This is a genomic window from Fulvivirga ligni (assembly GCF_021389935.1).
Classification (GTDB): Bacteria; Bacteroidota; Bacteroidia; order Cytophagales; family Cyclobacteriaceae; genus Fulvivirga; species Fulvivirga ligni.
Genome location: NZ_CP089979.1, coordinates 2745893 through 2771297 on the forward strand (window position 1 = coordinate 2745893; position 25405 = coordinate 2771297).

19 protein-coding genes are annotated in these 25405 nt (G+C 39.7%); 13 read left to right on the top strand and 6 right to left on the bottom strand.

The genetic code is table 11. The features are described 5' to 3' along the window. The first annotated feature begins 16 nt into the window (after nt 1–16). Nucleotides 17–421, top strand: a complete 405-nt coding sequence (locus LVD16_RS11800) for a hypothetical protein (protein WP_233774145.1) — start codon at nt 17–19, stop codon at nt 419–421. Nucleotides 422–501: 80 nt separating this feature from the next. Here LVD16_RS11800 and trpS read toward each other — a convergent pair whose 3' ends face one another. Then, complete coding sequence (gene trpS, locus LVD16_RS11805; RefSeq protein ID WP_233774146.1) at nt 502–1470, bottom strand: tryptophan--tRNA ligase; 969 nt, start codon at nt 1468–1470, stop codon at nt 502–504. 203 nt (nt 1471–1673) lie between these two features. Between trpS and LVD16_RS11810 the strand changes: the two genes are divergently transcribed. Both LVD16_RS11810 and LVD16_RS11815 read left to right on the top strand, forming a co-directional pair. Continuing rightward, nucleotides 1674–2777 (top strand): DUF1573 domain-containing protein, encoded by a 1104-nt coding sequence (locus tag LVD16_RS11810; protein WP_233774147.1) that lies wholly within the window; start codon nt 1674–1676, stop codon nt 2775–2777. Between the two features lie 57 nt (nt 2778–2834). After that, nucleotides 2835–3296, top strand: coding sequence for a DUF4268 domain-containing protein (locus LVD16_RS11815; RefSeq protein WP_233774148.1), 462 nt, complete (start codon nt 2835–2837; stop codon nt 3294–3296). 24 nt (nt 3297–3320) lie between these two features. On the opposite strand, the gene LVD16_RS11820 is transcribed toward LVD16_RS11815, so the two are convergent. Further along, the gene (locus tag LVD16_RS11820) at nt 3321–5072 is read right to left on the bottom strand and encodes a thiamine pyrophosphate-dependent enzyme (protein ID WP_233774149.1); all 1752 of its coding nucleotides are present in this window, start codon (nt 5070–5072) and stop codon (nt 3321–3323) included. Nucleotides 5073–5157: 85 nt separating this feature from the next. Then, on the bottom strand, nt 5158–6375 hold the full coding sequence (locus LVD16_RS11825; RefSeq protein ID WP_233774150.1) for an acyl-CoA dehydrogenase family protein: 1218 nt from the start codon (nt 6373–6375) through the stop codon (nt 5158–5160). Between the two features lie 75 nt (nt 6376–6450). On the opposite strand from LVD16_RS11825, the gene LVD16_RS11830 reads away from it, so the two are divergent. From LVD16_RS11830 to LVD16_RS11845, 4 genes are read left to right on the top strand one after another with little or no spacing between them, the layout of a single operon-like run. Beyond that, the gene (locus LVD16_RS11830; protein WP_233774151.1) at nt 6451–7419 is read left to right on the top strand and encodes a tryptophan 2,3-dioxygenase family protein; all 969 of its coding nucleotides are present in this window, start codon (nt 6451–6453) and stop codon (nt 7417–7419) included. A 59-nt stretch (nt 7420–7478) separates the two neighbouring features. Beyond that, on the top strand, nt 7479–9251 hold the full coding sequence (locus LVD16_RS11835) for a toxin-antitoxin system YwqK family antitoxin (RefSeq protein WP_233774152.1): 1773 nt from the start codon (nt 7479–7481) through the stop codon (nt 9249–9251). Between the two features lie 24 nt (nt 9252–9275). After that, nucleotides 9276–10865: an NAD(P)/FAD-dependent oxidoreductase gene (locus tag LVD16_RS11840; protein ID WP_233774591.1), complete on the top strand. Its 1590-nt coding sequence runs from the start codon at nt 9276–9278 to the stop codon at nt 10863–10865. After that, nucleotides 10862–11227, top strand: a complete 366-nt coding sequence (locus LVD16_RS11845) for a CoA-binding protein (protein ID WP_233774153.1) — start codon at nt 10862–10864, stop codon at nt 11225–11227. The genes LVD16_RS11840 and LVD16_RS11845 overlap by 4 nt, the downstream gene beginning before the upstream one ends. Nucleotides 11228–11248: 21 nt before the next feature. On the opposite strand, the gene LVD16_RS11850 is transcribed toward LVD16_RS11845, so the two are convergent. Further along, nucleotides 11249–12538 (bottom strand): PQQ-dependent sugar dehydrogenase, encoded by a 1290-nt coding sequence (locus tag LVD16_RS11850; RefSeq protein WP_233774154.1) that lies wholly within the window; start codon nt 12536–12538, stop codon nt 11249–11251. A gap of 63 nt (nt 12539–12601) precedes the next feature. Further along, complete coding sequence (locus tag LVD16_RS11855) at nt 12602–13765, bottom strand: leucine-rich repeat domain-containing protein (protein ID WP_233774155.1); 1164 nt, start codon at nt 13763–13765, stop codon at nt 12602–12604. Between the two features lie 308 nt (nt 13766–14073). On the opposite strand from LVD16_RS11855, the gene gyrB reads away from it, so the two are divergent. Both gyrB and ppk1 read left to right on the top strand, forming a co-directional pair. Beyond that, nucleotides 14074–16029, top strand: coding sequence for a DNA topoisomerase (ATP-hydrolyzing) subunit B (gyrB, locus tag LVD16_RS11860; protein ID WP_233774156.1), 1956 nt, complete (start codon nt 14074–14076; stop codon nt 16027–16029). Between the two features lie 65 nt (nt 16030–16094). Further along, nucleotides 16095–18284: a polyphosphate kinase 1 gene (ppk1, locus tag LVD16_RS11865; RefSeq protein ID WP_233774157.1), complete on the top strand. Its 2190-nt coding sequence runs from the start codon at nt 16095–16097 to the stop codon at nt 18282–18284. On the opposite strand, the gene LVD16_RS11870 is transcribed toward ppk1, so the two are convergent. Beyond that, nucleotides 18285–19184, bottom strand: coding sequence for a Ppx/GppA phosphatase family protein (locus LVD16_RS11870; protein WP_233774158.1), 900 nt, complete (start codon nt 19182–19184; stop codon nt 18285–18287). Between the two features lie 96 nt (nt 19185–19280). On the opposite strand from LVD16_RS11870, the gene LVD16_RS11875 reads away from it, so the two are divergent. The 4 genes from LVD16_RS11875 (at nt 19281) to LVD16_RS11890 (ending at nt 24849) form a co-directional block, all read left to right on the top strand. Further along, nucleotides 19281–20294, top strand: coding sequence for a homocysteine S-methyltransferase family protein (locus LVD16_RS11875; RefSeq protein WP_233774159.1), 1014 nt, complete (start codon nt 19281–19283; stop codon nt 20292–20294). After that, nucleotides 20294–20644 carry a hypothetical protein gene (locus LVD16_RS11880; RefSeq protein WP_233774160.1) on the top strand — a complete coding sequence of 117 codons (351 nt, stop codon included), beginning with the start codon at nt 20294–20296 and terminating at the stop codon, nt 20642–20644. Before LVD16_RS11875 ends, LVD16_RS11880 begins: the two co-directional genes overlap by 1 nt. A 158-nt stretch (nt 20645–20802) precedes the next feature. Beyond that, nucleotides 20803–22698, top strand: coding sequence for a DUF4139 domain-containing protein (locus LVD16_RS11885; RefSeq protein WP_233774161.1), 1896 nt, complete (start codon nt 20803–20805; stop codon nt 22696–22698). Nucleotides 22699–22929: 231 nt separating this feature from the next. Further along, on the top strand, nt 22930–24849 hold the full coding sequence (locus LVD16_RS11890; protein WP_233774162.1) for a cellulase family glycosylhydrolase: 1920 nt from the start codon (nt 22930–22932) through the stop codon (nt 24847–24849). Nucleotides 24850–25405: the final 556 nt, after the last annotated feature.

Consider the following 25405-nt stretch of genomic DNA (forward strand, 5'->3'; position numbering starts at 1 on the left):
TTTTAAAACATATGCAATGGATATTAGTAAGTTAGATAACGACCTTATTGCGCTATTAGAAAAGAAGATAACGCTTAGTAGCTTAGATTATAATAACGAAAAGTACGATGACCTGGAAGAGGAACTTCATGATATGGAGGATGGCTTCCTTGAGAAATATGGTGATTATCTGGAAGATGCATTCCATGAAGTGCATGATGAGTTTTGTCCGGATAGCGATGTGCTATTGCCTATCGCTTATTTACCTCAGGAAGTGCAGAAGAAAGATGATAGCTACGAGGTGGATTTTAAGCAAGGTGTATATGTAGAAGTTGATGACTACGCGGGTAACGAAACTAAATTAGTTTTACTACCAAAGCCTACAAGAATAGTTCTTCAAATCGATCCTCAGAATAGTGAGGTGGTTTGGACTGCAAAATAAATGAATGAATAAAGAGAGAGGCTTTCTCAAAAGTAGAATTCAGATGAATTAAAATTACTTTTGAGAAAGCCTCTCTTTTATTAGTAGCCTAATTTTTCTCGCACTCTTTGCAATACTTTGTGTGCTATTGCGCGTGCTTTTTCTTCTCCTTGCTTTAGCTTGGCGTCCAGCTCGGCAGGGTTCTCCATGTAATGGTTAAATATCCTTCTAGGCTCTTCAAAAGCTTCTATGATCAGTTGAAGAAGCTCTTTCTTAGCGTGACCATAGCCATAGTTGCCACCTAAATATTTAGCTCTTAACGCTTCAGTCTGCTCAGTAGAGGCTATGAGCTTATAAATGGCGAATACATTACAGGTATCAGGATCTTTGGGCTCTTCCAAAGGGGTGCTGTCTGTAACTATATTCATTACACTTTTCTTCAATTCCTTGTCTGCCAGGAAGATATCTATGGTGTTTCCATAGGACTTACTCATTTTTTGGCCGTCCGTACCAGGAATTGTCATTACAGACTCATCAATCTTAGCTTCTGGTAGTACAAAAGTTTCGCCATACTGATTGTTAAAAGAGCTGGCAATATCTCTGGTCATTTCCAGGTGCTGTTTTTGGTCTTTACCTACTGGCACCTGCTCTGCATCATATAAAAGAATATCTGCAGCCATAAGCACTGGGTAGGTGAAAAGCCCTGCATTTACATCTGCCAACTTGCTGGCCTTTTCTTTAAAAGAATGGGCATTAGCAAGCATAGGGTAGGGCGTATTGCAGTTTAAATACCAGGTAAGTTCACATACTTCAGGTATGCGTGATTGTCTGTAAAATATATTTTTATCAGTATCAAAGCCGAAAGCAAGCCAGGCGGCAGCAGTGGCATTTACATTTTCTATTCTTTGCGCTGCATCTTTAATAGTGGTAAGCGAATGAAAGTCCGCTATAAAGAACAACGATTCATTATTTTCTATTTTAGAGAGTTCTATGGCCGGTTTTATGGCTCCCAGGATGTTTCCTAAGTGCGGCCTTCCACTGCTCTGAATACCAGTTAAAATTCTAGACATGGCACTATTAAATATTAATTTTTGGCAAATAAACGCAAAACCTTTTAAAAATGCCGAATTGTAAAGTTTTAGATTTAAATCCCATCAGTCAACAATGAATGGTTACGCTGGTGGTTTAAATGTTATTCACATGTTAAAGCATGATGTTTTGCTCGTATTGCAATAGCATTTTTGTTAATTTTACAAAAAACCAATACCTGATTATGAGATCAAGAACTTTAATACTTTCTATAATTTGTTGGCTATCGTTCTATCTGGCTTCTGCACAGCAGGCTGAGGAAATGACATTTAGTGAAAAAACATTTGATTTTGGCACTGTAAAAGAAGAAGATGGACCCATCATTCACCAGTTTAGCTTTATCAATAAAGGTATAGAGCCCTTAAAGATTGCTTCTGTGAAAGCGTCATGTGGATGTACTACACCAGACTGGACTAAAGAAGAGGTGAAGCCAGGAGAGACAGGATATATTCAAGCTCAATACAATCCTAAAAATCGCCCCGGTTCATTTAATAAGAGTTTAACAGTAAGCCTGGAAGGTTCTGAAACTCCAGTGAGACTTTACATTAGAGGAAATGTGGTTCCTACTCCTAAATCATTAGAAGATGAGCTCACAGCTGAGATGGGTGGTATTAGTGTGAAGTACAGATCTTTCAACATGGGAAAGGTTTTAACTTCTGAAGAACCAACTACCAAAGAGTTTGACGTATTCAATTCTTCTGACAAGGCTATTACATTTAGCGATAAGGTTGTAGGTCCTGATTATATTAAATTGGCTTTTGAACCTCAAACATTGAAGCCAAAGGAAAAAGGAGTAGTAAAAGTGATCTATGCTGCTCAGCTGAATAAAGAATTGGGCTTTAGTAGTGATAATGTTAAGTTCTACACTGACGAAGCTCTAGAGCCTGAGAAATCTATTTCTGTGTATGCTACAGTGCTTGAATATTTTCCTCCTATGTCTCAGGAAGAATTAGCTAAGGCTCCGAAGCTTAAAATAGAATCTCCTGTTTATGATTTCGGTAAACTAAAAGTAGATCAGGAAGCTTCAACTACTTTCACCATAAGTAATACTGGCCAGAGTGAATTAAAAATAAGACAGGCCAAGCCTAACTGCTCCTGTACTGGCGCTTCTGTTAAGAAAGAGACTTTGAAGCCAGGAGAAAGCACTGAGATTAAAGTGACCTTTGACTCTAAAGGAAGAAGAGGAAATCAGCAGAAATCAGTAACAATTTTTAGTAATGACCCTACAGCTTCTGCTCAGCGTGTTACTATCAAGGCTTACATAGATTCTGAAGGCGAAAGCAAATAAGCCTTCAGATAAAAATTTCATAATCAGGTTTTAAAGTTTTTTCTCCAATTTTGAGGCATGTATTCTAAGGAGCAGGTATCGAAATTAAAGGAGGAGTTCTGGACTACTTTTGGTCAATATATAGCGCCACATCTTTCTGCTGAGGGTATGAAGATCAACTGGGTGAACTATAAAACAGGCATAAAAGAAGTCTATTTCAGAATGAAGGCCGATAAGAAAAAGGCATACATTGGAATAGAACTAGGGCATAAAGACGATGACATCAGGGAGCTGTTTTATGAGCAGTTTCTAGAGTTGAAGCTTATGCTCGAGGCATCTATGAATGAAGAATGGATCTGGGAAAATAGCTTCTATGATGAAAATGGCCTTCAAATTAGCCGGATTTATATAGAAATAGAAGGTGTGAATATCTTCAATAAAGACACCTGGCCTGAGCTTATTTCATTTCTCAAACCAAGAATTATTGCCCTTGACGAATTTTGGTCAGATGGAAAATATGCTTTTGAAGCGCTGAAATAAGCAGCACTTCAAAAGCTGACAATTCTACTTCTTAGCAAAATAGGCCTTAATCTCACTTTTAATGTTCTTCCATTGACTTTCATCACCTTCCAGTGCTAAGATGGCTTCTTTAGCTTTGGATTTAGTAAAGCCATAAGCCTCTTCTAATGTGATTTTTGGTGGTAAGGTAAGCGCACCTGAGGTTACTATGGCATCAATAACAAATGGTTTGTCAGAGTTTTTGGCCTTTGCAATCGCCACAGGAATATCTTCGGCTTTTTCTACTCTCATGCCATCAGCGCCACAAGCTTTGGCGTAAGCTACAAAATCTGGATTTTGAAGTTTTAGTGCTTCGTCAGCCCTGGCAAAACCTGCTTCTTCCATTTCCATCTTTACGAATCCCAGCTCACTATTATTAAACACTATCATTTTAATGGGATAGTTATATCTAACAGCCGTTACAAGATCATGCATAGACATGCCGAAGGCGCCATCGCCTACTAAGCCCCATACTTCTCTGCCTGGGTAAGCAGCCTGTGCACCAAGGCATGATGGTAAACCTACTGCCATGGAGCCATGGTTGAAGCTTCCAATAATTCGGCGATCATTATCAAAAGTCATATATCTGACGCCCCACACCACGGATTCTCCGGTGTCCATAGAGAAAACGGCGTCAGTAGATGCTTGTTTGTTGAGTTCATGAGCGAAAAGGCTGGGTAGAAGAGGGGTTTTATCATTCTCGAGGCTACTTTCTTTATCCATTTTTTCCAGCCATTTTTTGTGAGACTTTTGATGGCTTTCCATAAAGCTGGTATCGTCGTTAATCTTTGTTTTACTATTGATTCTGTGCACCGTGTCGGCAGCATCACCTACAATGCCATGAGATATAGATGTTCTGTTACCTAAATTTTCTGGCCTGATGTCTATTTGAATAATTTCTTTATCATGTGGTAAGAAGTTGCTGTAAGGGAAGTCAGTGCCGATCATTAAAAGTACCTCGCAGTTAAGCACGGCGCTGTAGCCTGGGTGGTTTCCTATTAGCCCGGTAAGACCTACTACGTTAGGAATGTTGCTGTCAAAAACATCGGAGGCCTTCAGCGTATGCACAATGGGGGCCTTTAAACTGTTAGATAGTTGGAGAACTTCTTCTTTCGCGTCTCTGGCTCCGCAGCCCGCTAATATGGTGACCTTTTTCTTTCCACTAAGGAGTTCAGCGGCTTTTACAATATCTTCATCAGGGCAAATAAGTTTGGACTTAGATCGGATAATAGGATGGTCAAAATAAGTAGCATCTATGGTTGCTGTGGTAAGGTCATGTGGAATTTCCAATCGTACCACTGTTTTGTCCCACAGGGCTACTTGTAAAGCTTTGGTCACCAGACGTGGTGTTTGATCAGCGTTTCTGATAATGCCCTGAAAGCCACAGATATCATCAAATATCTTCTTAAGGTCCGTTTCCTGAAAGTAATCTGTGCCGATATTGGCGCTGGGGACTTGTCCGGTAATGGCTAAAACGGGTACACGTGCCTTTTTTGCATTATAAAGACCATTGATCAGGTGTAAAGCACCAGGGCCTACGGTGCCGGCACATACGGCCAGATCTTCTGTGAGTTGAGCAGATCCATAGCAGGCAAAAGCGGCATTTTCTTCATGCCTTACTGATATCCAATCTATATCTTCATCTTTTTGTACAGCATCTGAGAATGCATTTAGTGCATCTCCAGTTACCGCCCAAATGCGTTTTACACCTACCTCTTTAAGTTTCTGTAATATATATTCTGCTACTGTGTTTTTCATATTCATGATGTTTATATGAATACCAACAAGTAGCAGAATTATATGTTGAGCGGTGTCGCTTTTATATGGTTAAAAAATGTGAAATTTAGCTAAAAGCCGGAATTCCAGTAATTTCTGCACCTAATATGAGTAGGTGGATGTCATGTGTACCTTCATAGGTTATAACAGACTCCAGGTTCATCATATGCCTCATCAAAGGATACTCCCCGGTTATTCCCATTCCACCATGTATTTGACGAGCCTCTCTAGCTATGGTCAGCGCAGTGTGTACTGAGTTCCTCTTGGCCATGGAGATTTGTGCTGTGGTGGCTTTTCCTTCATCCATCATTTTACCTAGCTTCCAGTTAAGTAGTTGAGCTTTAGTGATTTCGGTAAGCATTTCAGATAGCTTTTTCTGAGTAAGCTGGAAAGAGGCTATAGGCTTGTTAAACTGAATTCGTTCCGCTGCATATCTTCTGGCAGAGTCATAGCAATCCATAGCCGCGCCGATAGCTCCCCAGGCTATTCCATAACGGGCAGAATCTAAGCACATTAATGGTGCTCCTAAGCCGCTTTTACCCGGGAGTAGATTCTCTTTAGGTACTTTTACATTATCAAACACTAGCTCACCTGTACAGCTGGCTCTTAAACTCCACTTTCCGTGGGTTTCTGGGGTGCTGAAGCCTTCCATTCCTCTTTCTACGATCAGTCCGTGAATTCGTCCTTCTTCATTTTTGGCCCAAACCACAGCTATATCCGCTTTTGGTGAATTAGAAATCCACATCTTCGCACCATTGAGTAGATAATGATCTCCCATGTCTTTGAAGTTTGTAAGCATGCCGCTGGGGTTAGATCCATGGTCAGGCTCTGTAAGACCGAAGCAGCCCAGCCATTCGCCAGAGGCTAACTTGGGTAGATACTTCATCTTCTGCTCTTCCGAACCGAACTTATAAATCGGGTACATTACTAATGATCCTTGAACAGAAGCAGTAGAGCGCATACCTGAATCACCCCTTTCTATTTCCTGCATGATAAGACCATAAGATATATAGTCTAGGCCACCACCGCCGTACTGTTCAGGCACGGTTGGTCCGAAGGCGCCTATGTCTCCAAATTTCTTTACAATTTCATATGGAAAATGAGCATCCTGGCACCACTGTTCTATATATGGAGTAATTTCTTTCTTTACAAAATCGCGAATAGATTCTCTTATAAGTTTATGCTCCTCTGTAAGCAAATCATCTATGTTATAGAAGTCTGGTGATTCAAAGAAATCGTTTGCAGCCTTCTTCACATTAGTAGTCTCATGAGATTGTGTTGACATATAGATATTGATTTGGGTTATTCACTTTTAAGTATCAAATTTACGCAACAATAGCCAATAATCTTAAGAACGAAAATGGACAGGTCAGAAATAGATCCTAAAATTCTGGAGCAAATCAGAAAGCTGGAAGAAAAATATGAGGCGATGGGACAGGATTTATCCTCTTATCTGGATGGGCTATTGTACTCTGACTATCTTACTTATTGGGACTATATTCATTTAGATACTTTATTAAGTTTACAGAACCCAAAAACTGGTCTGCAAGATGAGATGACCTTCATTATTTATCATCAGCATACCGAATTGTTTTTTAAACTGGTGCTATGGGAGTTAGAGCAGATGACTTCTTCTGAAAATCTTACTGAGGAGTTTGCTATAGAAAAGCTGGATAGGGTGAATAGAATATTCAGGTTACTGTCAGATTCATTTGCCATTATGATCAAAGGAATGGATAAGGAGCAGTTTCTGAAATTTAGAATGTCTTTACTACCTGCCAGTGGTTTTCAATCAGCACAGTATAGAATAATTGAGATTACATCTACTTGCCTTTACAACCTGATAGATGTGCGCGACCGCGAAATGTTCAATAGTAACGAGCCCATTGAAGAGCTAATTAAGCATATTTATTGGAAGGAGGGTGCCACTGAGCTTTCATCAGGAAAGAAAACCCTCACCTTAAAAATGTTTGAAGAGAAGTATATGCATCTTTTCATTCATAGAGCTAAAAATTATCAAAGCAAAAACCTGAATCAGCTGTATCAAGACCATTTTTCTGGTACCGATAATAAGGAGTTAAAAGAAGCCTTTAGGGAGTTTGACTATCTGGCTAATGTTTCCTGGCCGTTGGCGCATTACAAATCAGCTGTAAAACATTTGCATAAAGCTCCTAGTGATATTGCAGCTACCGGAGGTACTAACTGGCAGAAGTATTTGCCTCCCAAATTCCAGAAAATTATGTTTTTCCCAGACCTATGGTCAGATAAAGAGAAGGAAGAGTGGGGAAAGAGGTGGCTCTTGGAGGAAGTATTTCAAAAATCTCATTAGTTTTGTAATAAATGAGACTTGTCTTGAAAAAGTGCTACTGTAAAATATTGATTTTCTTCTTGTTATCATCCACTGCAGCTCATGCCCAATATGTGCAGTATACCTATCACGATGATGATAAACACCAAATAAAAGAAATATATCATGTGAATGATACCATAACCAATACGTTGGAGGGGCGGTATCAATCATATTATATCAATGGAAATATTGAATCTACTGGTCATTTCACCAATAATGAAACTTTTGGCGTCTGGGAATTTTACTATGAAGATGGTAAGGTAAAGATGCGTGGTGATCTTCAGCAGGGCTCTAGTGATGGCTTTTGGGAATATTTTTTTGAAAGTGGATCTAAAAGTATGGAAGGAAGCATAATTGCCAAGAAACGTGAAGGACAATGGAAGATATTTTATGAAGGGGGTGATTTAAAAGAGGTAGGATCTTTCAATGAAGGCAGGAGAGAGGGGGACTGGGTCTACTTTTTTGAAGATGGACGAATAAAAGGAGAGATTAATTATAACTACGGAAAAGGTAGGTTTACTGAATATTATCCTACCGGGGAAGTGAGGGCTGAAGGTCCGAAATCTGGGGCTGAGAATGTAGGTGTCTGGAAGTATTACTATAAGGATGGTACTTTGCAGGCCGAAGGTAAATATGAGACTGACCAGAAATCAGGTCTTTGGAAATATTTTTATCATAACGGTGAGGTTTCAGCGGTGGGATCTTTTGAAAATGATAAACCCTCAGGCGACTGGAATTACTACTATGAGGATGGCACAGTGAGCTCTAAAGGTAGCTTCGCTGCGGGTAAAAAGGATGGTGAATGGCTGGTTTATTACCCTGATGGCACCCTGAAAGGCAAGAGTCAGTTTGATGAAGGATCAGGAATGTATAGAGAGCTTTATAAAAGTGGCAACACCAAGCTGCAAGGCCGAATAGTGGATGGACAGTATGAAGGACATTGGAGTTATTATTATGAAACCGGTGAGCTTGAAGGGGAGTGTGACTATGTTGAAGGAAGAGGGATCTACCATGGTTATTATGCTGATGGATCGCTTCAAACTAAAGGCCCTATTCACAACGGTAAAAAAGTAGGCAAGTGGGATTTATATAAAAATGATGGTACCCTTACCGGATACTACAGACCTGTGTATGATGAGCGTGGGGTGAAGAAGGTGAAGGTAGAGAAGGTAAAGGAAACTAAGAAGTATGGTGTGGCAGAATATCGATTCAGAGGCCGCAAAAAGTCTCATTTCGAGCCTCGTCTAAATGAATTCAAAGGCATTATAGTCGGAACTAATCCACTGGAGATGTTCATAAATAGACTGCCGCTTGCGCTTGAATTTTACATGCAAGAAAGATTGGGCTATGAGTTTGAATTTGAAGGAATCAGAGATCCGTTCTTCGGTGATGATGGTGATGTGCCTCTCAACGAAACCTACAAGAGAGGTTATAGCGCGGCCCTAAGACAAAAATTTTATAATCCTCAGCGATATGGTATGTGGTATTTTGGTCATGAAATCCGATTCACCAATATGAGTCATTACGTAAACCTGCCACATTCTACACAGCCAGAAAGCGTTGTGAGGGCCAGTGCTAAGGAGCAAAAGTATGAGTACTCCGGTGTGTTAGGCTACAGGCTGATGCAATCAAACTCAGACACAGGTTTCACTGCAGATGCTTTTGTGAGTCTGGGGGCAGGCTATAGAAGTTTCGATCAAAAGGGAACTGATGAGATGGCCTTTAGCGATCTCCATAGAGGTGATATCTCTTTTGCGTATAACTTTGGCCTTAACCTTGGCTATACCTTTCCGTTTAGAATCAGAAGATAATTTTTTAAGGATAAATACCTTACTATTGTGAGAATAATAGAACTGAAGTTGCGTCCTGAGGACGCTTTTGATGAGGAGCGCTTTGAAGCGCAGGTGATTCGTAAAACTGGTGGAAATACTAATTTTAGAATTACCAAAAGATCCATTGATGCCAGGCAGAACCAGGTTTGGGTGCGTGTGCAGGTGGAAGTGTTTCAAAAAAATGAGCCTACACCTGATCTAATAAGTTATAGACGAGACTATGCTAATGTAAGTAATCAACCTCAAGTGATTATAGTTGGGGCAGGTCCTGCTGGTCTCTTTGCAGCACTGAGACTTATTGAATATAATATCAAGCCCATAGTACTTGAGAGAGGAAAAGACGTAAAAGCCCGAAGAAGAGACCTTGCGGCAATAAATAAAGATCATACCGTAAATCCAGAGTCTAATTACTGCTTTGGAGAAGGTGGGGCAGGTACTTATTCTGATGGCAAGCTATACACCCGATCAAAGAAAAGGGGAGACGTGCAGCGAGTGCTGGAAATCCTTGTTGCTCATGGTGCCCGTGAAGAAATTCTATATGATGCTCACCCTCATATTGGTACCAACAAACTTCCTAAGATAGTTACAGAGCTAAGAGAGAGCATTATAGCCGCAGGTGGCGAGGTTCGCTTTGATAGCAAGGTGACAGATTTTATCATTGAATCTGATGAGCTGAAGGGTGTGCAATTAGCTGATGGAGAGGTGATTAAGGCGGATTCAGTGATCCTGGCTACAGGGCATTCGGCTCGGGATATATTTGAGTTACTTCATAATAGAAAAATAGCTATAGAAGCCAAGCCTTTTGCTTTAGGCGTGAGGATAGAACACCCTCAGGATCTAATAGATAGAATACAATATCATTGCGAAACGGATCGTGGTCCATATTTACCAGCCTCTTCCTATGCGCTGGTTAATCAGGTGGCTAGTCATACAGGTAAAAGAGGGGTTTTTTCATTCTGCATGTGCCCTGGTGGGTTTATAGTGCCTGCAGCTACTGCTCCAGGTGAGCTGGTGGTGAATGGTATGAGTCCTTCCAGAAGAGATTCTAAATACGCGAATTCAGGTATGGTAGTAGCCGTTGGTTTAGAAGATCTGAAAAATTACGCTCAGTACGGAGAATTGGCTGGCTTGTATTTTCAAAAAGAGGTGGAGCAAAGAGCTTGTGAAATGGCGGGAGGAGGACAAACTGCTCCAGCGCAGAGAATGGTTGATTTTGTGGAAGGAAAAGTATCGTCAAATCTAAATGATACATCTTACCAACCTGGCTTGGAGTCTATGGATATGACTACCGTGTTGCCTGAATTTGTATCGAAAAGTTTACAGAAGAGTTTTAGAGCCTTTGGTAAGAAAATGAAGGGCTATTATACCAATGAAGCCCAGATTATCGGAATAGAAAGTAGGACATCGTCACCAGTGAGAGTACCTCGTAACAAAGAGACTCTTGAGCATGTTTCTCTAAAAAGGTTATATCCATGTGGAGAGGGAGCCGGTTATGCCGGAGGTATTGTCTCGGCCGCTATGGATGGTGAGCGCTGTGCGGAAGCAGTGCTGAAAACCTATTTTAGAAAAGAGATAACAGGAACCGACAAATGAAGAAGACAGTAATACTGGGAGCAACAACCAACTCATCTCGCTACGCATATATTGCCGCGCAGCGATTAACCTCTCATGGCCATGAAATTGTACCTGTAGGTATAAAAACCGGAGAGGTCTTTGGTAAGGATATCCTCAACCTGCGTGAAAAGCCCGAAATAACTGATGTAGATACAGTAACTCTTTACATAGGTCCACAGAATCAGCCGGAATGGTATGATTACATCCTAAGTTTAAAGCCTAAAAGGATTATTTTTAATCCGGGAACTGAAAACCCTGAGTTGGAAAAGATGGCTCAGGAAAATGGCATTGAAGTGCAGTTAGGGTGTACTTTGGTGATGTTAAGCGTTGGCAATTATTAATTACCAACGCTCTAATGCTTTTTAATTAGCAGATACTTTCCAAACAGTTCCTCCGTCATCGTCAGCTACTAACAGGCTACCATTTCTTGTAACGGCGACTCCTACAGGTCTTCCATAAACTTCATACTTATCCTGATTTGAAATAAATCCTGTCAAAAAGTCTTCAGGAGGTCCGGAAGGTTTTCCATTTTTGAATGGAATGAAAAGTACTCTGTAACCATTTAAAGTAGATCTATTCCAAGATCCATGCTGTCCTACAAAGGCGCCGTTCTTATACTTAGCAGGAAAAGATGCTTGATCATAAAAAGCTAGTCCTAAAGATGCAGTGTGAGCACCTACGGCTACGTCAGGGATAATGCTTTGTGCTACCATTTCAGGGGCTTTATCCGCCATTCTAGGATCTTTGTTTGTGCCAAAATACGCATATGGCCAGCCGTAGAAACCCCCTTGCTTTACACTTGTTACATAATCTGGCACTAAGTTGTCTCCTAATTCATCTCTTTCGTTTACAGCGGCCCAAAGTGTGTTAGTTGTGGGTTCAAATGCTATACCTACGGGATTTCTTAATCCTGAGGCATAAACCTCTTCATTACTTCCGTCAGGATTGATGGTCAGTACATTAGCTCTTCTTTCTTCCTTCTCCATACCATGCTCGCCTACATTACTGGATGAACCAATAGATATATAAATTTTAGAGCTATCTGGCCCAAGGATAATATTTCTGGTCCAGTGATGATTATAACCACCAGATGGAAGGTCTAATATTTTCTCAGGTTCAGCTGTGATTTTTTCCTGCCCCACTTCATAAGGAAAACGGACAATGGCATCTACATTAGCCACATAGAAATATCCATTCAAAATAAGCATACCAAATGGCTGATTCAGATTTTCTATAAAAGCTTCTTTATAATCCGGGTTACCATCATTATCGGTGTCTTTTACCAAAGTAATTCTATTGGCACTTTTCTTTGCGTCGTCAGATTCAACAATAAAAATGTCATCATTTGGGCCTATATAAATCCATCTAGGATGTTCTAGGTCTGCTGCAAATTTAGTGACGGTAAAGCCAGTAGGGGCCTGAGGTGTATTGCCTTCACTCCAACCTATTGCCTTGCCTTCATTATCGGCACTTTCTGTGGCATAGGGTCTAGGGAGCTTGGCGGTATCTATGTTAACACCATATCCCGCTAAAGAATCTTGTCGTAAATCAACACTATCCAAGCTATCCTCATCAGTGCTGCTCGGTTCTTTCGTTGAGGTGCAGGATATTGTGGCTAGGATAATTAGAATTGTATAAATTAAATATTTCATAAAAGCTGTAGTTGGTTTAGTGTTTAAACAGCGATTTATGAGAATTGTTAGTGTATTGGTTGACTAAGGCCTCGTAATCATTTCAAAAGAATGCGGATTAACAATAGCTCCCATCTCAGTGAACTTGTTGATAGTCCGCTCTAAATGCTCGTTTTTCCTGGAGTTGAAGTCTAATGGATTTTCTTGAAAATAGAAGTTCATTAGAGGTAGTTCTGCAAGCTCTTTTGGGATAATAGTTATTTCATTGTTGGCTATATCCAAACTGTTGAGCTGAGGTAATGTCAGAATACAAGATGGAAACTCAGCGAAATAATTGTCATTAATTCTGAGAACTTCTAATGCCTGAAGGGAGGCAACTTCTACAGGAAGCGAGCTTAATCTATTATGATGAAGGTATAATCTCTTGAGGTCTCTTAGCTGTCCAATTTCCGCCGGCAGGCTATAAATCTGATTGTGAGAAAGATATAATATCTTTAATTTCTGCAGTTTTTTAATATCGCTAGTTATAACTTCTATTTTATTGTAATACAGATCAATCTCTTCAAGCTCAGTGAGGTTATACAATTCTTTTGGTAAGGTCATGATGTTATTTTTATACAGCACCAAGCCTGTAAGATTTTCAAATTGATCAATATAAGTAGGGATAGTTTGAATGTTGTTTTCAGCCAGTTGTAACTGTTCTAAATGGTTGAATTGTAGCAAGCTGGAAGGTAGCTCCGTGAGATTGCATTTATTAAGCCTAAGCTGAGTAATGTGATCTAATTTGTGATAGTAGCTTCCGTTTAATGATAATGGGTTGTCGCTGGCGTTTAAAGTTTTAAGCGCGTGATGCTTTGCCGCTCTTTGAGGAAGGTCTTTGAACTGATTTTGTTTTATCACTATTTCGTTCAATGAGTCTAATCTTTTGGCTCTCCAAGGTAATTTCACCAGATTATTCTCAGACAGATATAGGGTTTTAATAGTATTATTCTTCTTGAAAACAATCTTGTGTTCACTCAGTCCGTTATCAGTGAGGTTTAAAGATTCTAAATGTTGTAATTCATTGATTCTCTTATCTATTCTGTTAATGTTATTATGTGAAAGATCCAGCTTTTTTAAGTTTTTAAACTCATACACGAACTCAGGTATTTCGGTGAAATGAGAGTAACTTAAATCCAGATAGATCACAGAATCTTTGTTGGGGTGAAGCTTGTAGTCATTGATTCTCACAACGGCCTTTTCCTCCATTCTTTTTGTTCTGAGTAGCCTTAGAGAATCTGAGGGTGACAATGTTTGTGTTTGAGCCCAACTAACCAGATTACAAAACAAGTATATTGTAATTAATAATATTTTCATTGCACTTTTCATATCTTCAAACTAAAAAATTAGTTGTTAATTAAACAAGCGAAAACGATAAAAAAAATCATTTAAAATTGTAGTTTTGAGGGACTTTTGGAGAATCTTACTGTCGTTTAAACGATGGTTGTTTCTTGAAAAAAGAAATTAAAAGTTTTCATTGTATTGAAAGCTGATTTTTTAAAGGAATTAAATTACTGATGAGCGATAACAAAGAACAAAAGAAAGAGTATTCAGCAGGTAATATTCAGGTGTTGGAAGGGCTCGAGGCCGTAAGAAAAAGGCCTGCGATGTATATCGGAGACGTGGGAGTGAAAGGTCTTCATCACCTGATCTGGGAGGTAGTAGATAACTCAATAGATGAGGCACTGGCAGGATACTGTGATACAATTTCTGTTACCATCAACGAAGATAATAGCATAACTGTACTTGATAACGGTCGTGGTATTCCTACTGACTTCCATGAGAAAGAGAAAAAGTCTGCTCTTGAGGTAGTTATGACAGTACTTCACGCTGGTGGTAAGTTCGATAAAGATACTTATAAGGTTTCTGGTGGTCTTCACGGTGTAGGTGTATCCTGTGTGAACGCGCTTTCTACAGATCTTAAAGCTACTGTACATAGAAATGGAGCCATTTATGAGCAATCTTATAAGATAGGTGTTCCTCAGGGTGACGTAAAAGAAATAGGAAAAACAGACATTACAGGTACTTCCATTCATTTTAAGCCTGACTCAAGCATATTCACAGCATCGGTATATAATTATGAAACTGTGGCATCTCGTTTAAGAGAGCTATCCTTCTTGAACGCGGGTATAAAAATTAACCTAATTGATCTTCGTGAAATTGAAGATGATGGTAGGCCTAAGAGCGATGAGTTTTTTAGTGAAGGTGGTCTGCAAGAATTTGTAGCCTTCCTTGATAGTACTAGAGAGACACTTATAGAGGAACCTATCTTTATGGATAGCGAAAAAGGTGATACTCCTGTACAGGTTGCTATGAGTTATAACACATCCTTTAGTGAAAATGTAGTTTCTTATGTAAATAACATTAATACAATTGAAGGAGGTACTCATGTTTCTGGTTTCAGAAGAGCACTTACAAGAACTTTAAAATCTTATGCAGATAAATCTGGTCTTTTAGATAAGGTTAAAGTCGAAATCAGTGGTGATGATTTTAGAGAAGGTCTTACAGCAGTAATCTCTGTTAAAGTCGCTGAGCCTCAGTTTGAAGGGCAGACCAAGACCAAGTTAGGAAACTCTGATGTTAGTGGTGCGGTAGATACTGTAGTTGGCGAGATGCTCAATAACTTTTTAGAGGAAAATCCAAAGCAGGCCAGGCAAATTGTACAGAAGGTGGTGTTAGCAGCACAAGCCAGACATGCGGCAAGGAAAGCTCGTGAAATGGTGCAGCGTAAGAACGTTCTTAGTGGTACAGGTCTACCTGGTAAGCTGGCTGACTGTTCTGATAAAGACCCTAATGTTTGTGAGCTTTACCTGGTGGAGGGTGACTCTGCGGGTGGTTCTGCCAAGCAGGGACGTGATAGAAACTTCCAGGCTATTTTACCATTAAGAGGTAAGATTCTTAATGTGGAAAAAGCTCAGGAACATAAGATTTACGAAAACGAAGAGATCAAAAATATCCTCACGGCGCTTGGTGTTTCCATCGGTACTGAAGAGGATGAGAAAGCGCTAAACATAGCAAAACTAAGATACCACAAGATCATAATCATGACCGATGCCGATATTGATGGTAGCCACATTAGAACGCTAATCCTTACGCTTTTCTTCCGTTATATGCATGTTTTAATAGAGAAAGGATATGTATACATTGCCCTTCCTCCGTTATATTTACTGAAGAGAGGAAAAGATGAGCGTTATTGCTGGACTGAGGAAGAAAGAATGAAGTTAACGGCTGATATGGCTAAAGATGGTAAGGAAGAATCAGTAAACGTACAGCGATATAAAGGTCTTGGAGAGATGAACCCTGAGCAGCTATGGACAACTACTATGGATCCTGAGCACAGAAGTTTGAAGCAGGTGACCATCGAGTCTGCAGCAGAGGCAGATCACTTGTTCTCAATGCTCATGGGAGATGAGGTAGCTCCTAGACGTGAGTTCATTGAGCGTAATGCAAAATATGCTCGCGTTGACGTATAAAAATTGAAACAATAACCAATCAAAAGGGGTTCAAGTGATTGGAGCCCTTTTGTTTTTTATAGACTATGGTAATTTCGGAAAAAGTAAAAAAGCAGATTGTTCAAAGTGATTATATCAGCCGTGATTTAAGCTGGATAAATTTTAATTATCGGGTTTTAGATCAGGCTAAGAATAATGATAAAAGCATTATTGAGCGACTTAAGTTTTTGGCCATTACTGCTTCTAACCTGGATGAGTTTTTCACCATCAGGGTAGGAAGTTTGTATAACTACCTGGATTACCATAAGCAAAGAATAGACTACTCTGGACTTCGTGAATTGCCTTTTAGAAAGGTTTTGCTGGCTAAGTCTAAAGAGTTTGCTGAACAACAGCAGCAGCTCTATCTAAATGAGCTTTTGCCCAAGTTTGAAGAGCAGGGATTTTCGATTGTTATGTACAAGCATCTTTCTCATGATGAGAAAGAAAGGGTAGTAAAATACTTTGAAAGTACTATTTATCCTATGCTTACACCAATGGTGTATGATAGCTATCATACTTTTCCTATTCTAGGTGCATTAAGGTTCGTGCTTGGTGTAGTAACCAAAAGCGCCGAAGACGGGGTAGATAATAAAAAGCTTAGCTTTATACAGGTGCCATATAACCTGCCAAGGTTTTATGAAATAGAAAAGGACGATAAGATTTACTTCGTTCCTATAGAAGATATCATTCGTAACCACGCTGATTATCTGTTCAGAAATGTAAAGATTCAGTCAATCAACCTCTTTAGGATAACCAGAAATGGTGATTTCACCCTGGAAGAGAGTGATGATATTGAAGCGAACTTTCTGGAAGAGTTGAAGCAAAAACTAAAGACCAGAAGAACGGGGCGTGTGGTGCGTTTAGAAGTATTCGGAAGGCCTGATACCTGGATGCTAAAGGTGTTAAAGGAGAGATGGGATATTGATGATGATAACATCTTTAGAATCAAAAAGAAGGGACTTATAGACTTCACTGGTTTATGGCAGATTGTAGGCCATAGCCATTTCAAGGATAAGCATAGCGAGATGCCACCTATGGTGCCACCGGTAAGTTATCCTGAAATAAAAGAGGAAAATATTTTTGAGATACTGAAGGATAGAGACATTCTTCTGCATCATCCATATAACAGTATGGAGCCGGTGCTGGACTTGCTGGAGCAGGCTGCTGAAGACCCTGGAGTATTGGCTATCAAAATTACCATCTACAGGTTAGCAAAGGATAGTAGAGTGACGGCAGCGCTATTGAAAGCGGCAGAAAATGGAAAGCACATTTCTGTTCTTTTTGAGGTGAAGGCGCGTTTCGATGAAGAAAATAACCTAAGAGAGGCTCAAAAGCTGCAAAAGGCTGGGTGTTTCGTTATTTATGGTTTTAGTAGTTATAAAACTCATACCAAATTACTGCTCATAGTCAGAAAAGAAGGAGAGAAGGTGACCAGATATGCCCACCTTTCCAGCGGTAATTATAATGAGAGCACCTCTAAGCTGTATACTGACTTAGGTTTGCTAACCACAAACGATGTGTTTACCCATGACGTATCAGAGTTCTTCAATGTAATTACAGGCCATAGTATGCCTGAGAAGTATAAAAACCTGATCACAGCACCAAGGGAAATGAAACCGCAGCTCTTGAGAATGATTAGAGCCGAGGCTGAAAATGCGAAGAAAGGTTTGCCTTCGGGTATTGTAATTAAAATCAACTCTCTACAGGATAATGATGCTATAGATGAACTGTATCTGGCATCTCAGGCGGGTGTGCCCATTAAGCTTATTGTGCGCGGAATGTGCTGCCTAAGACCAGGAAGAGCTGGTTTAAGTGAGAATATTCAGGTTATCAGTATCGTAGGCCATTATCTGGAGCACTCCAGAATCTATTACTTCCATAATGGTGGTGAGTCCAAGCTGTATGTAGGTAGTGCTGATATGATGGTTCGTAGTTTTGAACGTAGATTAGAATCACTTTTTGAAATTACGGATAGTCTTCTTAAGCGTCAGGTTATCAATATTTTACAGTATAACTTGAAGGATAATGTGAACAGCTACCTCATGAAGGAAGATGGTTCATACGTGCGTAAAGCATCTGGTGACGATCCAGAATTTAACATTCATAAGGAGTTCTACCACGTTCACAAGGAGAACCTACAGGATCTTGATCTTACCTTTGATAAAGAAATTACTGTAGAGGAAGGTGAATTATTCGAAGATGTAGTAATAGAGGAAGATTTGGCCAAAGAGGAATGATCAAATGAATTTGATCTTCTCTTTGGAGGTATTCCTTTCATAAAGATGCTGCATAATGCCATCTTTCAGACCTACATCAGGAACTATGATATTGCTAGCTTTGGCCCATTCCATTACAGAAACGTAGATTTCTGAAGCAGGTATAATTACATCTGCGCGGTCTGGGTTCAGCTGCAGGTCGTTAATCCTTTCCTCCATAGTCATGTTACGGATGTACTTCTGTACTTCCTTTACTTTGGCTAATGACATCTTATCGCCGGGAGCTTTCTGGGCCAGATCAAAGATTTTATTGATGTTTCCACCTGTACCTACCGCAGTGATTGGAGCATTATTCTCAGCTACTTTTTCCTTTACCCATTTGCTCATGTTTTTCCAGATCACTGGCGAATCATGGTGCTCAAGACGTCTTACGGACCCAATTTTAAATGAACGAGACGCTATTTTATTTCCGCCTTTCAGTAAGTTTAGCTCCGTGCTTCCACCCCCAACATCTATGTGTAGATAATTTTTCTTCTTATCTAAAAATGAGCTAATGGCATTGTTAATCAGTAATGCCTCTTTAGTGCCATCTATAATTTTGATCTTAAGGTCCATTTCTTCCAAAACCTCTTTAGCTATGTCAGTACCGTTGGTGGCTTCTCTCATGGCACTAGTAGCACAGGCCATGTAATCATCCACCTCATATAGGTCTATAAGAAGTTTAAATGCTTTCATCAGCTTCTTAAACTTAGCTTTCTTGGCAGAGCTTATGGCGCCGGTACTAAATACATCCTGGCCAAGCCTGAGCGGAAAACGAACATACTCCATTTTCTTGAAGTGCAGCTGTCCCTTAGAGCTTATGGTGTTGGTTAATTGTAGTCTAATGGCGTTAGAGCCGATGTCAATAGCAGCTAGTTTCAACAGTATTTGGGTTTAATGAAAACATTATAGAATTTAAAGTATAACTTTGAAACCTAAATTCTGCTTCTAAGTTAATTAAAAGTAAAAGTTTGTGTCATGGATATAACAACATTATTAGGTAAAAAGATATTGATTTTGGACGGTGCCATGGGTACTATGATCCAGCGTCATACACTTACTGAAGAGGATTTTAAAGGTGATTACTTCAAAGGCCATGATTTTGACCTTAAAGGAAATAATGATCTTCTGTCCATAACCAGACCTGACATCATTAAAGATATCCATAGACAATACTTTGCTGCAGGAGCAGACATAGCTGAAACTAATACCTTCAGTGGCACTACCATTGCTCAGGCAGATTATCATTTGGGAGAGGAGGCTGTATATCAGATTAACTACCAGTCGGCTAAAATAGCTAGAGAGGTAGCCGATGAATTTACAGCTAATGAACCTGATAAACCCAGGTTTGTGGCAGGATCAATAGGACCAACCAATAGAACTGCCTCTATTTCACCAGATGTAAATAATCCTGGTTATAGAGCTATCACTTTTAAAGAGTTGTCTTCTGCTTATAAATTTCAAGCTAAGGCACTTTTAGATGGCAACGTAGATTTACTACTAGTAGAAACAGTATTCGATACACTTAACGCTAAAGCCGCCCTTTTCGGATTAGCGGAATTATTCGATGAATTAGGTAAATCCGTTCCTGTAATGGTTTCAGGTACAATCACCGATGCCAGTGGAAGAACACTTTCCGGACAAACTACTCAGGCTTTCCTTATTTCTTTAGAGCATATGCCACTTTTAAGTGTGGGACTAAACTGTGCATTAGGAGCAAAAGATTTAAGACAATATTTACAGGTGCTCAGCAAAGAGTCTGATTTCTTCGTGAGCGCTCACCCTAACGCCGGCTTGCCTAATGAGTTTGGTGAATATGATCAAACCCCTGAAGATATGGCAGGTCAGATCGAAGAATTCATGAAAGAAGGGTTAATCAACATTATAGGTGGGTGCTGTGGTACTACACCAGATCATATCAAAGCCATTGCAGACATGGCTGCTAAATATCAGCCTAGAAAGAAAAAAGAAGAATTGGAACCTGTTGAGTAATGGAAGGTAGAATTAGAGTATATCTAAATTACGCTGTTTTATCCTTTTTACCGATACTCATATTTAGAGGTGAGATTAGGGAACTTCAGTTAATATTCACTTTAATTTTCAATCTTTTTGTTTATAAAAAGATTCAAGGGACTAGTGAAAGAAGACTCATGATTCTGGTTCCAGCTATATCAGTTTCTGTTTTTTTATTCATTCTTCAAAGCCAATATTTTCATTATATAGACGGTGGCTGTATCAAATGGGTCTCTGATTGGAGTGCTATGAATAGCTATGTGAGTATGATGGTAATCAGCTCTGTAGTAATTTGGGAGTTAGGTTTGAAAATGGAAAGGTGTTTTTAGACAGGTCTTTAATAATGAACTTGTTTATCCTAGCAAATGCCCCTGTTTGTGTCTTCACAAACAAGCTACTAATTTATAATTCAAATCCTATCATAAAAAATCTTTCATTGATTATGGAATAAACAGCTCTTTAGCATCTCATAATAAAACGATTATTTATGAGATATTTAGCTATACTTTTATTCTTTATTGCTCACCAGGTTGAATCCCAAGAGCTTCCTCAGCATGAACTTAAAACAACCATAACAGATGCTACGGTTTTTCTCCAAAATGCTCTGATAACACGAGCCGGTAAACTTGAAATTCCTCAAGGGAAATCGGTTATTAAAATTAAGGCACTTTCCCCTTACATTGATGAAAAAAGCGTTCAGGTGAAAGCAACCGGTTCCTTCACTATTCTATCGGTCAATCACAGTTTTAATTATCAACAAAAGCTATCAAAAGATGAGCAGGTAGAGGATATAACCAATAGAATAAGCGATCTCGACCGGGAAATATCTAATCAACTGGCTCGGTTAGAGGTGTTGGCAGAAAAGCAAAGTGTGCTTAATGAGAATAAAGATCTGGGAGGAGGACACTCATCTGCTACGCTTACGGACTTGAAGCAAGCCATGGATTTTTATGATAGAGAGCTTACTGCCATCAAGAAGGAAGAACTTGATATTAAACTCAAAATCAGGCAACTGACAGGTGAGAAGGAGAATTTAGAGAAAGAAATAGACTCAGAAACTGCTATGAAAGTAATGCCAACGGGAGAAATTATAATAAAGACGGAGGCAGATTCTAAAACTATGGGTGATTTTAAAGTGACTTATATGGTAAAAAATGCCGGTTGGTACCCAAAATATGACATTAGAGTTAATAGTGTTGAAAAGCCTTTGGAGCTGAACTATAAAGCTGATATTTATCAGAATACTGGTGTGGATTGGAAGGATGTAAAATTGAAGCTTTCTAATGGAGACCCTAACCAAAGTGGAACTGCACCGCGCCTTAACCCGTGGTTTTTAAACTATCAGCGCTATACTTCTTTTAATGCAGCTTTATATGGGGCCAGGGCTTACGATTCAGATGAAGTGATTCGTGAAGTTGAGGGACTTGTAATGGATGAGTCAGGTCAGCCACTACCAGGGGTAAATGTAATTGTGAAAGGAAGCACCATAGGTACAGTAACTGATATCAATGGACATTATTCATTGGCTCTCCCTGGTTCTAATTCTATACTGATAGTTTCATTCATAGGTTTTAGTAGTAAAGAGGTGCCTGTTAACTCTTCAAAGCTAAATATTAGTCTCTCGGAAGATGATGCCGATCTTTCGGAGGTGGTAGTGACAGGATTTAATGGGACAGGATTAGAGGGGAGGGTTGCAGGACTTAAAGTTCGAGGATATGGTTCAGCTGCTAAAATAAATAAGTCTGAATATATTGGAACCTCCGTAGTTGAAAATCAAACCACAGTAGAGTTTAAGGTGGATGAACCTTACTCGATAAAGTCAAATAGTGATAAGCTTACAGTTGACCTTACCTCCTTTTATATAGAAACATTATTCGAATATTATGCTGCTCCCAAACTGGATAAGGATGCTTTTCTGGTAGCCAGAATTATTGATTGGGATCAATATAATCTGCTCGAAGGTGAAGCTAATCTGTATTTGGAGGATACCTATGTGGGTAGATCAGTGCTCAATGCAAAATCATTAGGCGATACTTTAGACATTTCTTTAGGTAGGGATAAAAGTATAGTCATAGTTAGAGAAAAGGTGAAGACTTTTGCTAAGAGGAAAATTATTGGAAGTAATAAGGTTGATACACGGGAATTTAAAATCACGGTAAGAAATAAGAAATCACAAACAATAAATCTGACACTTACGGATCAAATACCTGTATCAGTAAATAATGATATACAGGTGGAGCCTGTTAATGTCTCAAATGCTAAGTTAGATGAAATCACTGGCGAATTAACCTGGAAATTGGAACTGTCTCCACAGCAGCAAACAGAATTAACGATGAGTTACGAAGTAAAATCCAATAAATTTCAGAAGCTTGCTCTTGAGTAAGTATCCAAAAGAAAAATAGAAAAGCCTTTCCTTCAATTAGGAAAGGCTTTTTGCATTAACGGGTTCAAAGATCCCAATTCTATACCTGTGTACCATACTGTTTAGGATATGATTTTTTATGCATAATGGATTATGTATCTAAGCATAGGTTTTGCAATTAATTGTATAAAGCTCACCCTACATGATTAAAACTGAGGCTTAATACTTTTAATTAACTAAACCCAAAAAATCATGAAAACGCTTAATTGGGCCTCTCAAACGTGGAGAGGTATGACACTCGCTGTCGCTTTTATCTTATCTTTTTGTTGTGCTACTATGGCTCAGCTGCCCACCGCCAACCAGGTGGCTGGTGAAATGACTATCGGCTGGAACCTCGGAAATTCCCTGGAGGTGCCTGGGTCGGAAACGGGCTGGGGTAATCCGCCGGCCACACAGCAACTGATTAATCAGGTGAAATCCGCTGGATTCAACGTACTTCGGCTTCCCTGTGCCTGGGACAGCTATGCTGATCAATCTACGTTTCAGATCGATGCAAGCTGGCTAGCCAGGGTAAAAGAGGTAGTGGATTATGGTATCAGTAATGATATGTATGTTATCATTAACAGCCATTGGGATGGTGGCTGGTTAGAAGAGCACCCCCTTTACAGTTATCAGGATGCTGTCAATGAAAAGCAGGAGGCATACTGGACGCAAATAGCTGATTACTTTAAAAGCTATGATGAGCACTTGCTTTTTGCTGGTACTAACGAAGTGCGAGCAAACTACAGCACACCTACTTCAGAGAATATCGAGGTGCAAGAATCTTATAATCAGACATTTGTTAACGCTGTCCGTGCTACTGGGGGAAATAACAGTACTCGTACCCTGATTGTACAGACCTATAATACTAACATTTGGTTTGGTCTGGATTATTTTACATTGCCGCAAGACCCGACCTCTAACCGGCTGATGGTAGAGGTGCATCACTATGACCCATATGATTTTACTTTGAATCCTGATAACAATGCAGCCTGCACAGTGTGGGGGCAGCCTTGGGTAGGCGGAGACGTCTGTAGCTGGGGACAGGAAGATTATACTGAAGATCTTTTTGATAGAGTGGAGCAGGAGTGGGTAGTAAATAATGTGCCCGTGATCATTGGAGAGTTTGGGGTGGCAAAACGGACTGCGTTAAGTGGTACAGCACTCTCAGACCATCTGGCAGCCAGAGAGTATTATCTCGAGTATATGACGGATGCCTCATCAAGAAATGGAATAGTGCCTATTTACTGGGATAATGGCTATAGTGGAGATATGGGGTTCGCTCTATTTGATAGAAATTCTGCCGCCATTGTGGATCAAGGAGCATTAGATGCTTTACTAGAAGGTGTTGATGGTGGAGGTGGAGGAAATCCTGACATGACATATACAGTTAGCGTAAATACTGTAGGTCAAGGTGTTGTAAGCTTAAGTCCTTCAGGTGGTGTATATGAAGCTGGTACGTCTATTACTGTCTCGGCACAAGCTGCTAATGGGTGGTCATTTGATGCCTGGTCAGGGGCGCTTTCGGGTAGTTCTAATCCAACTATGCTCACTATCGATGGTGATATGTCAATCACGGCAAACTTCAGTGAAAATGATAATGGAGGCGGCTCAGGGTGTAGTTCTCCCATATCTATAAGTACTCCTTTTGCTCATGACGGTGCGGGGGATTACTGTTGGTTTACTACCGGACCTATTTCTTACATCAATAGTTGGGCTTTAGATGAGCTCCTTATCAATGGAGTAGATTATACCAACACCTGGTCGAATAGCATGCCACCGGCAGTTGATGGTGGTTGGACTATACAGTATAGTGGTTCGTTTGGGTGGTCACACTTTGAGGCTGCTGCTCCTTCAAATTCAGGAAGGCAAGGGGAAAATGGGGATCAAGCGGCTGTTTCAATGATGTACCCAAATCCATTTCATCATCAGTTAAAGGTGCAGTTAAATGAGCCTGATCAAACCCTTTACCTGGTGGTGAGAGACATTAGTGGGCGATTTATAAGTAGATATGAGGTAGGCGGAGTAAAAGGGCAAATTGAGATTGGAGTAGACCTAAAACCTGGTCAGCATATTCTAGAAATCATTAAAATGTCTGGTAAGAAGAGTTATAAAATTGTAAAAAGTAACTAAAATGATCTTTAGGGCTACTTTCAGAAAGTGGCCCTATTTTCCAAATTAGCCAGATATGGTAAATATTTAGCTGATCTAATGTTAATAAAATTGCTCTTCCACAATTAAACCGCTAGCTTAGTGGTTGGAAAGTCTTATCACCCATTCAACATACTTAGCCCATTCTATTGCATTTCCGGGCATTTCAAGTATTGGATTTTATTCATTCCAGATCGTCGGAAGATCCGATGGTTCATTTATTAAAATTAAACTTCATCTATGGGAAGATCACAGAATAGTTTTATCAAGAAGCAGAAAGAGAAAAAGAAAGAAATGAAAAAAAAAGGCAAAAATGGAAAAGAAGAAAGAGAGGCAAGAGAATAACCTTAAAGGAGCCGAACTTTCAGAAATGATTGCCTATGTAGACGATTATGGAAATATTGTTGACTCACCACCGGAAGATTAACCTTCAGAAGGTTAGGGGAGGTGCAGTCATCATTTGTGCATCAAATTAGGATAAGAATTTAATTAGATCTAACTTCGTGGCATAGTTGAAGAGTAATAATCAATTGTTCAA

What these genes read in the sequence shown, in the direction of transcription:
- trpS (WP_233774146.1), bottom strand. Translation starts at nt 1,470, where the DNA reads ATGTCTAGAATTTTAACTGGTATTCAGAGCAGTGGAAGGCCGCACTTA.
- LVD16_RS11820 (WP_233774149.1), bottom strand. Translation starts at nt 5,072, where the DNA reads ATGAAAAACACAGTAGCAGAATATATATTACAGAAACTTAAAGAGGTA.
- LVD16_RS11825 (WP_233774150.1), bottom strand. Translation starts at nt 6,375, where the DNA reads ATGTCAACACAATCTCATGAGACTACTAATGTGAAGAAGGCTGCAAAC.
- gyrB (WP_233774156.1), top strand. Translation starts at nt 14,074, where the DNA reads ATGAGCGATAACAAAGAACAAAAGAAAGAGTATTCAGCAGGTAATATT.
- LVD16_RS11855 (WP_233774155.1), bottom strand. Translation starts at nt 13,765, where the DNA reads ATGGAGGAAAAGGCCGTTGTGAGAATCAATGACTACAAGCTTCACCCC.
- LVD16_RS11880 (WP_233774160.1), top strand. Translation starts at nt 20,294, where the DNA reads ATGGAAGGTAGAATTAGAGTATATCTAAATTACGCTGTTTTATCCTTT.
- LVD16_RS11815 (WP_233774148.1), top strand. Translation starts at nt 2,835, where the DNA reads ATGTATTCTAAGGAGCAGGTATCGAAATTAAAGGAGGAGTTCTGGACT.
- LVD16_RS11890 (WP_233774162.1), top strand. Translation starts at nt 22,930, where the DNA reads ATGAAAACGCTTAATTGGGCCTCTCAAACGTGGAGAGGTATGACACTC.
- LVD16_RS11845 (WP_233774153.1), top strand. Translation starts at nt 10,862, where the DNA reads ATGAAGAAGACAGTAATACTGGGAGCAACAACCAACTCATCTCGCTAC.
- LVD16_RS11830 (WP_233774151.1), top strand. Translation starts at nt 6,451, where the DNA reads ATGGACAGGTCAGAAATAGATCCTAAAATTCTGGAGCAAATCAGAAAG.
- LVD16_RS11810 (WP_233774147.1), top strand. Translation starts at nt 1,674, where the DNA reads ATGAGATCAAGAACTTTAATACTTTCTATAATTTGTTGGCTATCGTTC.
- LVD16_RS11875 (WP_233774159.1), top strand. Translation starts at nt 19,281, where the DNA reads ATGGATATAACAACATTATTAGGTAAAAAGATATTGATTTTGGACGGT.
- LVD16_RS11800 (WP_233774145.1), top strand. Translation starts at nt 17, where the DNA reads ATGGATATTAGTAAGTTAGATAACGACCTTATTGCGCTATTAGAAAAG.
- LVD16_RS11885 (WP_233774161.1), top strand. Translation starts at nt 20,803, where the DNA reads ATGAGATATTTAGCTATACTTTTATTCTTTATTGCTCACCAGGTTGAA.
- LVD16_RS11850 (WP_233774154.1), bottom strand. Translation starts at nt 12,538, where the DNA reads ATGAAATATTTAATTTATACAATTCTAATTATCCTAGCCACAATATCC.
- ppk1 (WP_233774157.1), top strand. Translation starts at nt 16,095, where the DNA reads ATGGTAATTTCGGAAAAAGTAAAAAAGCAGATTGTTCAAAGTGATTAT.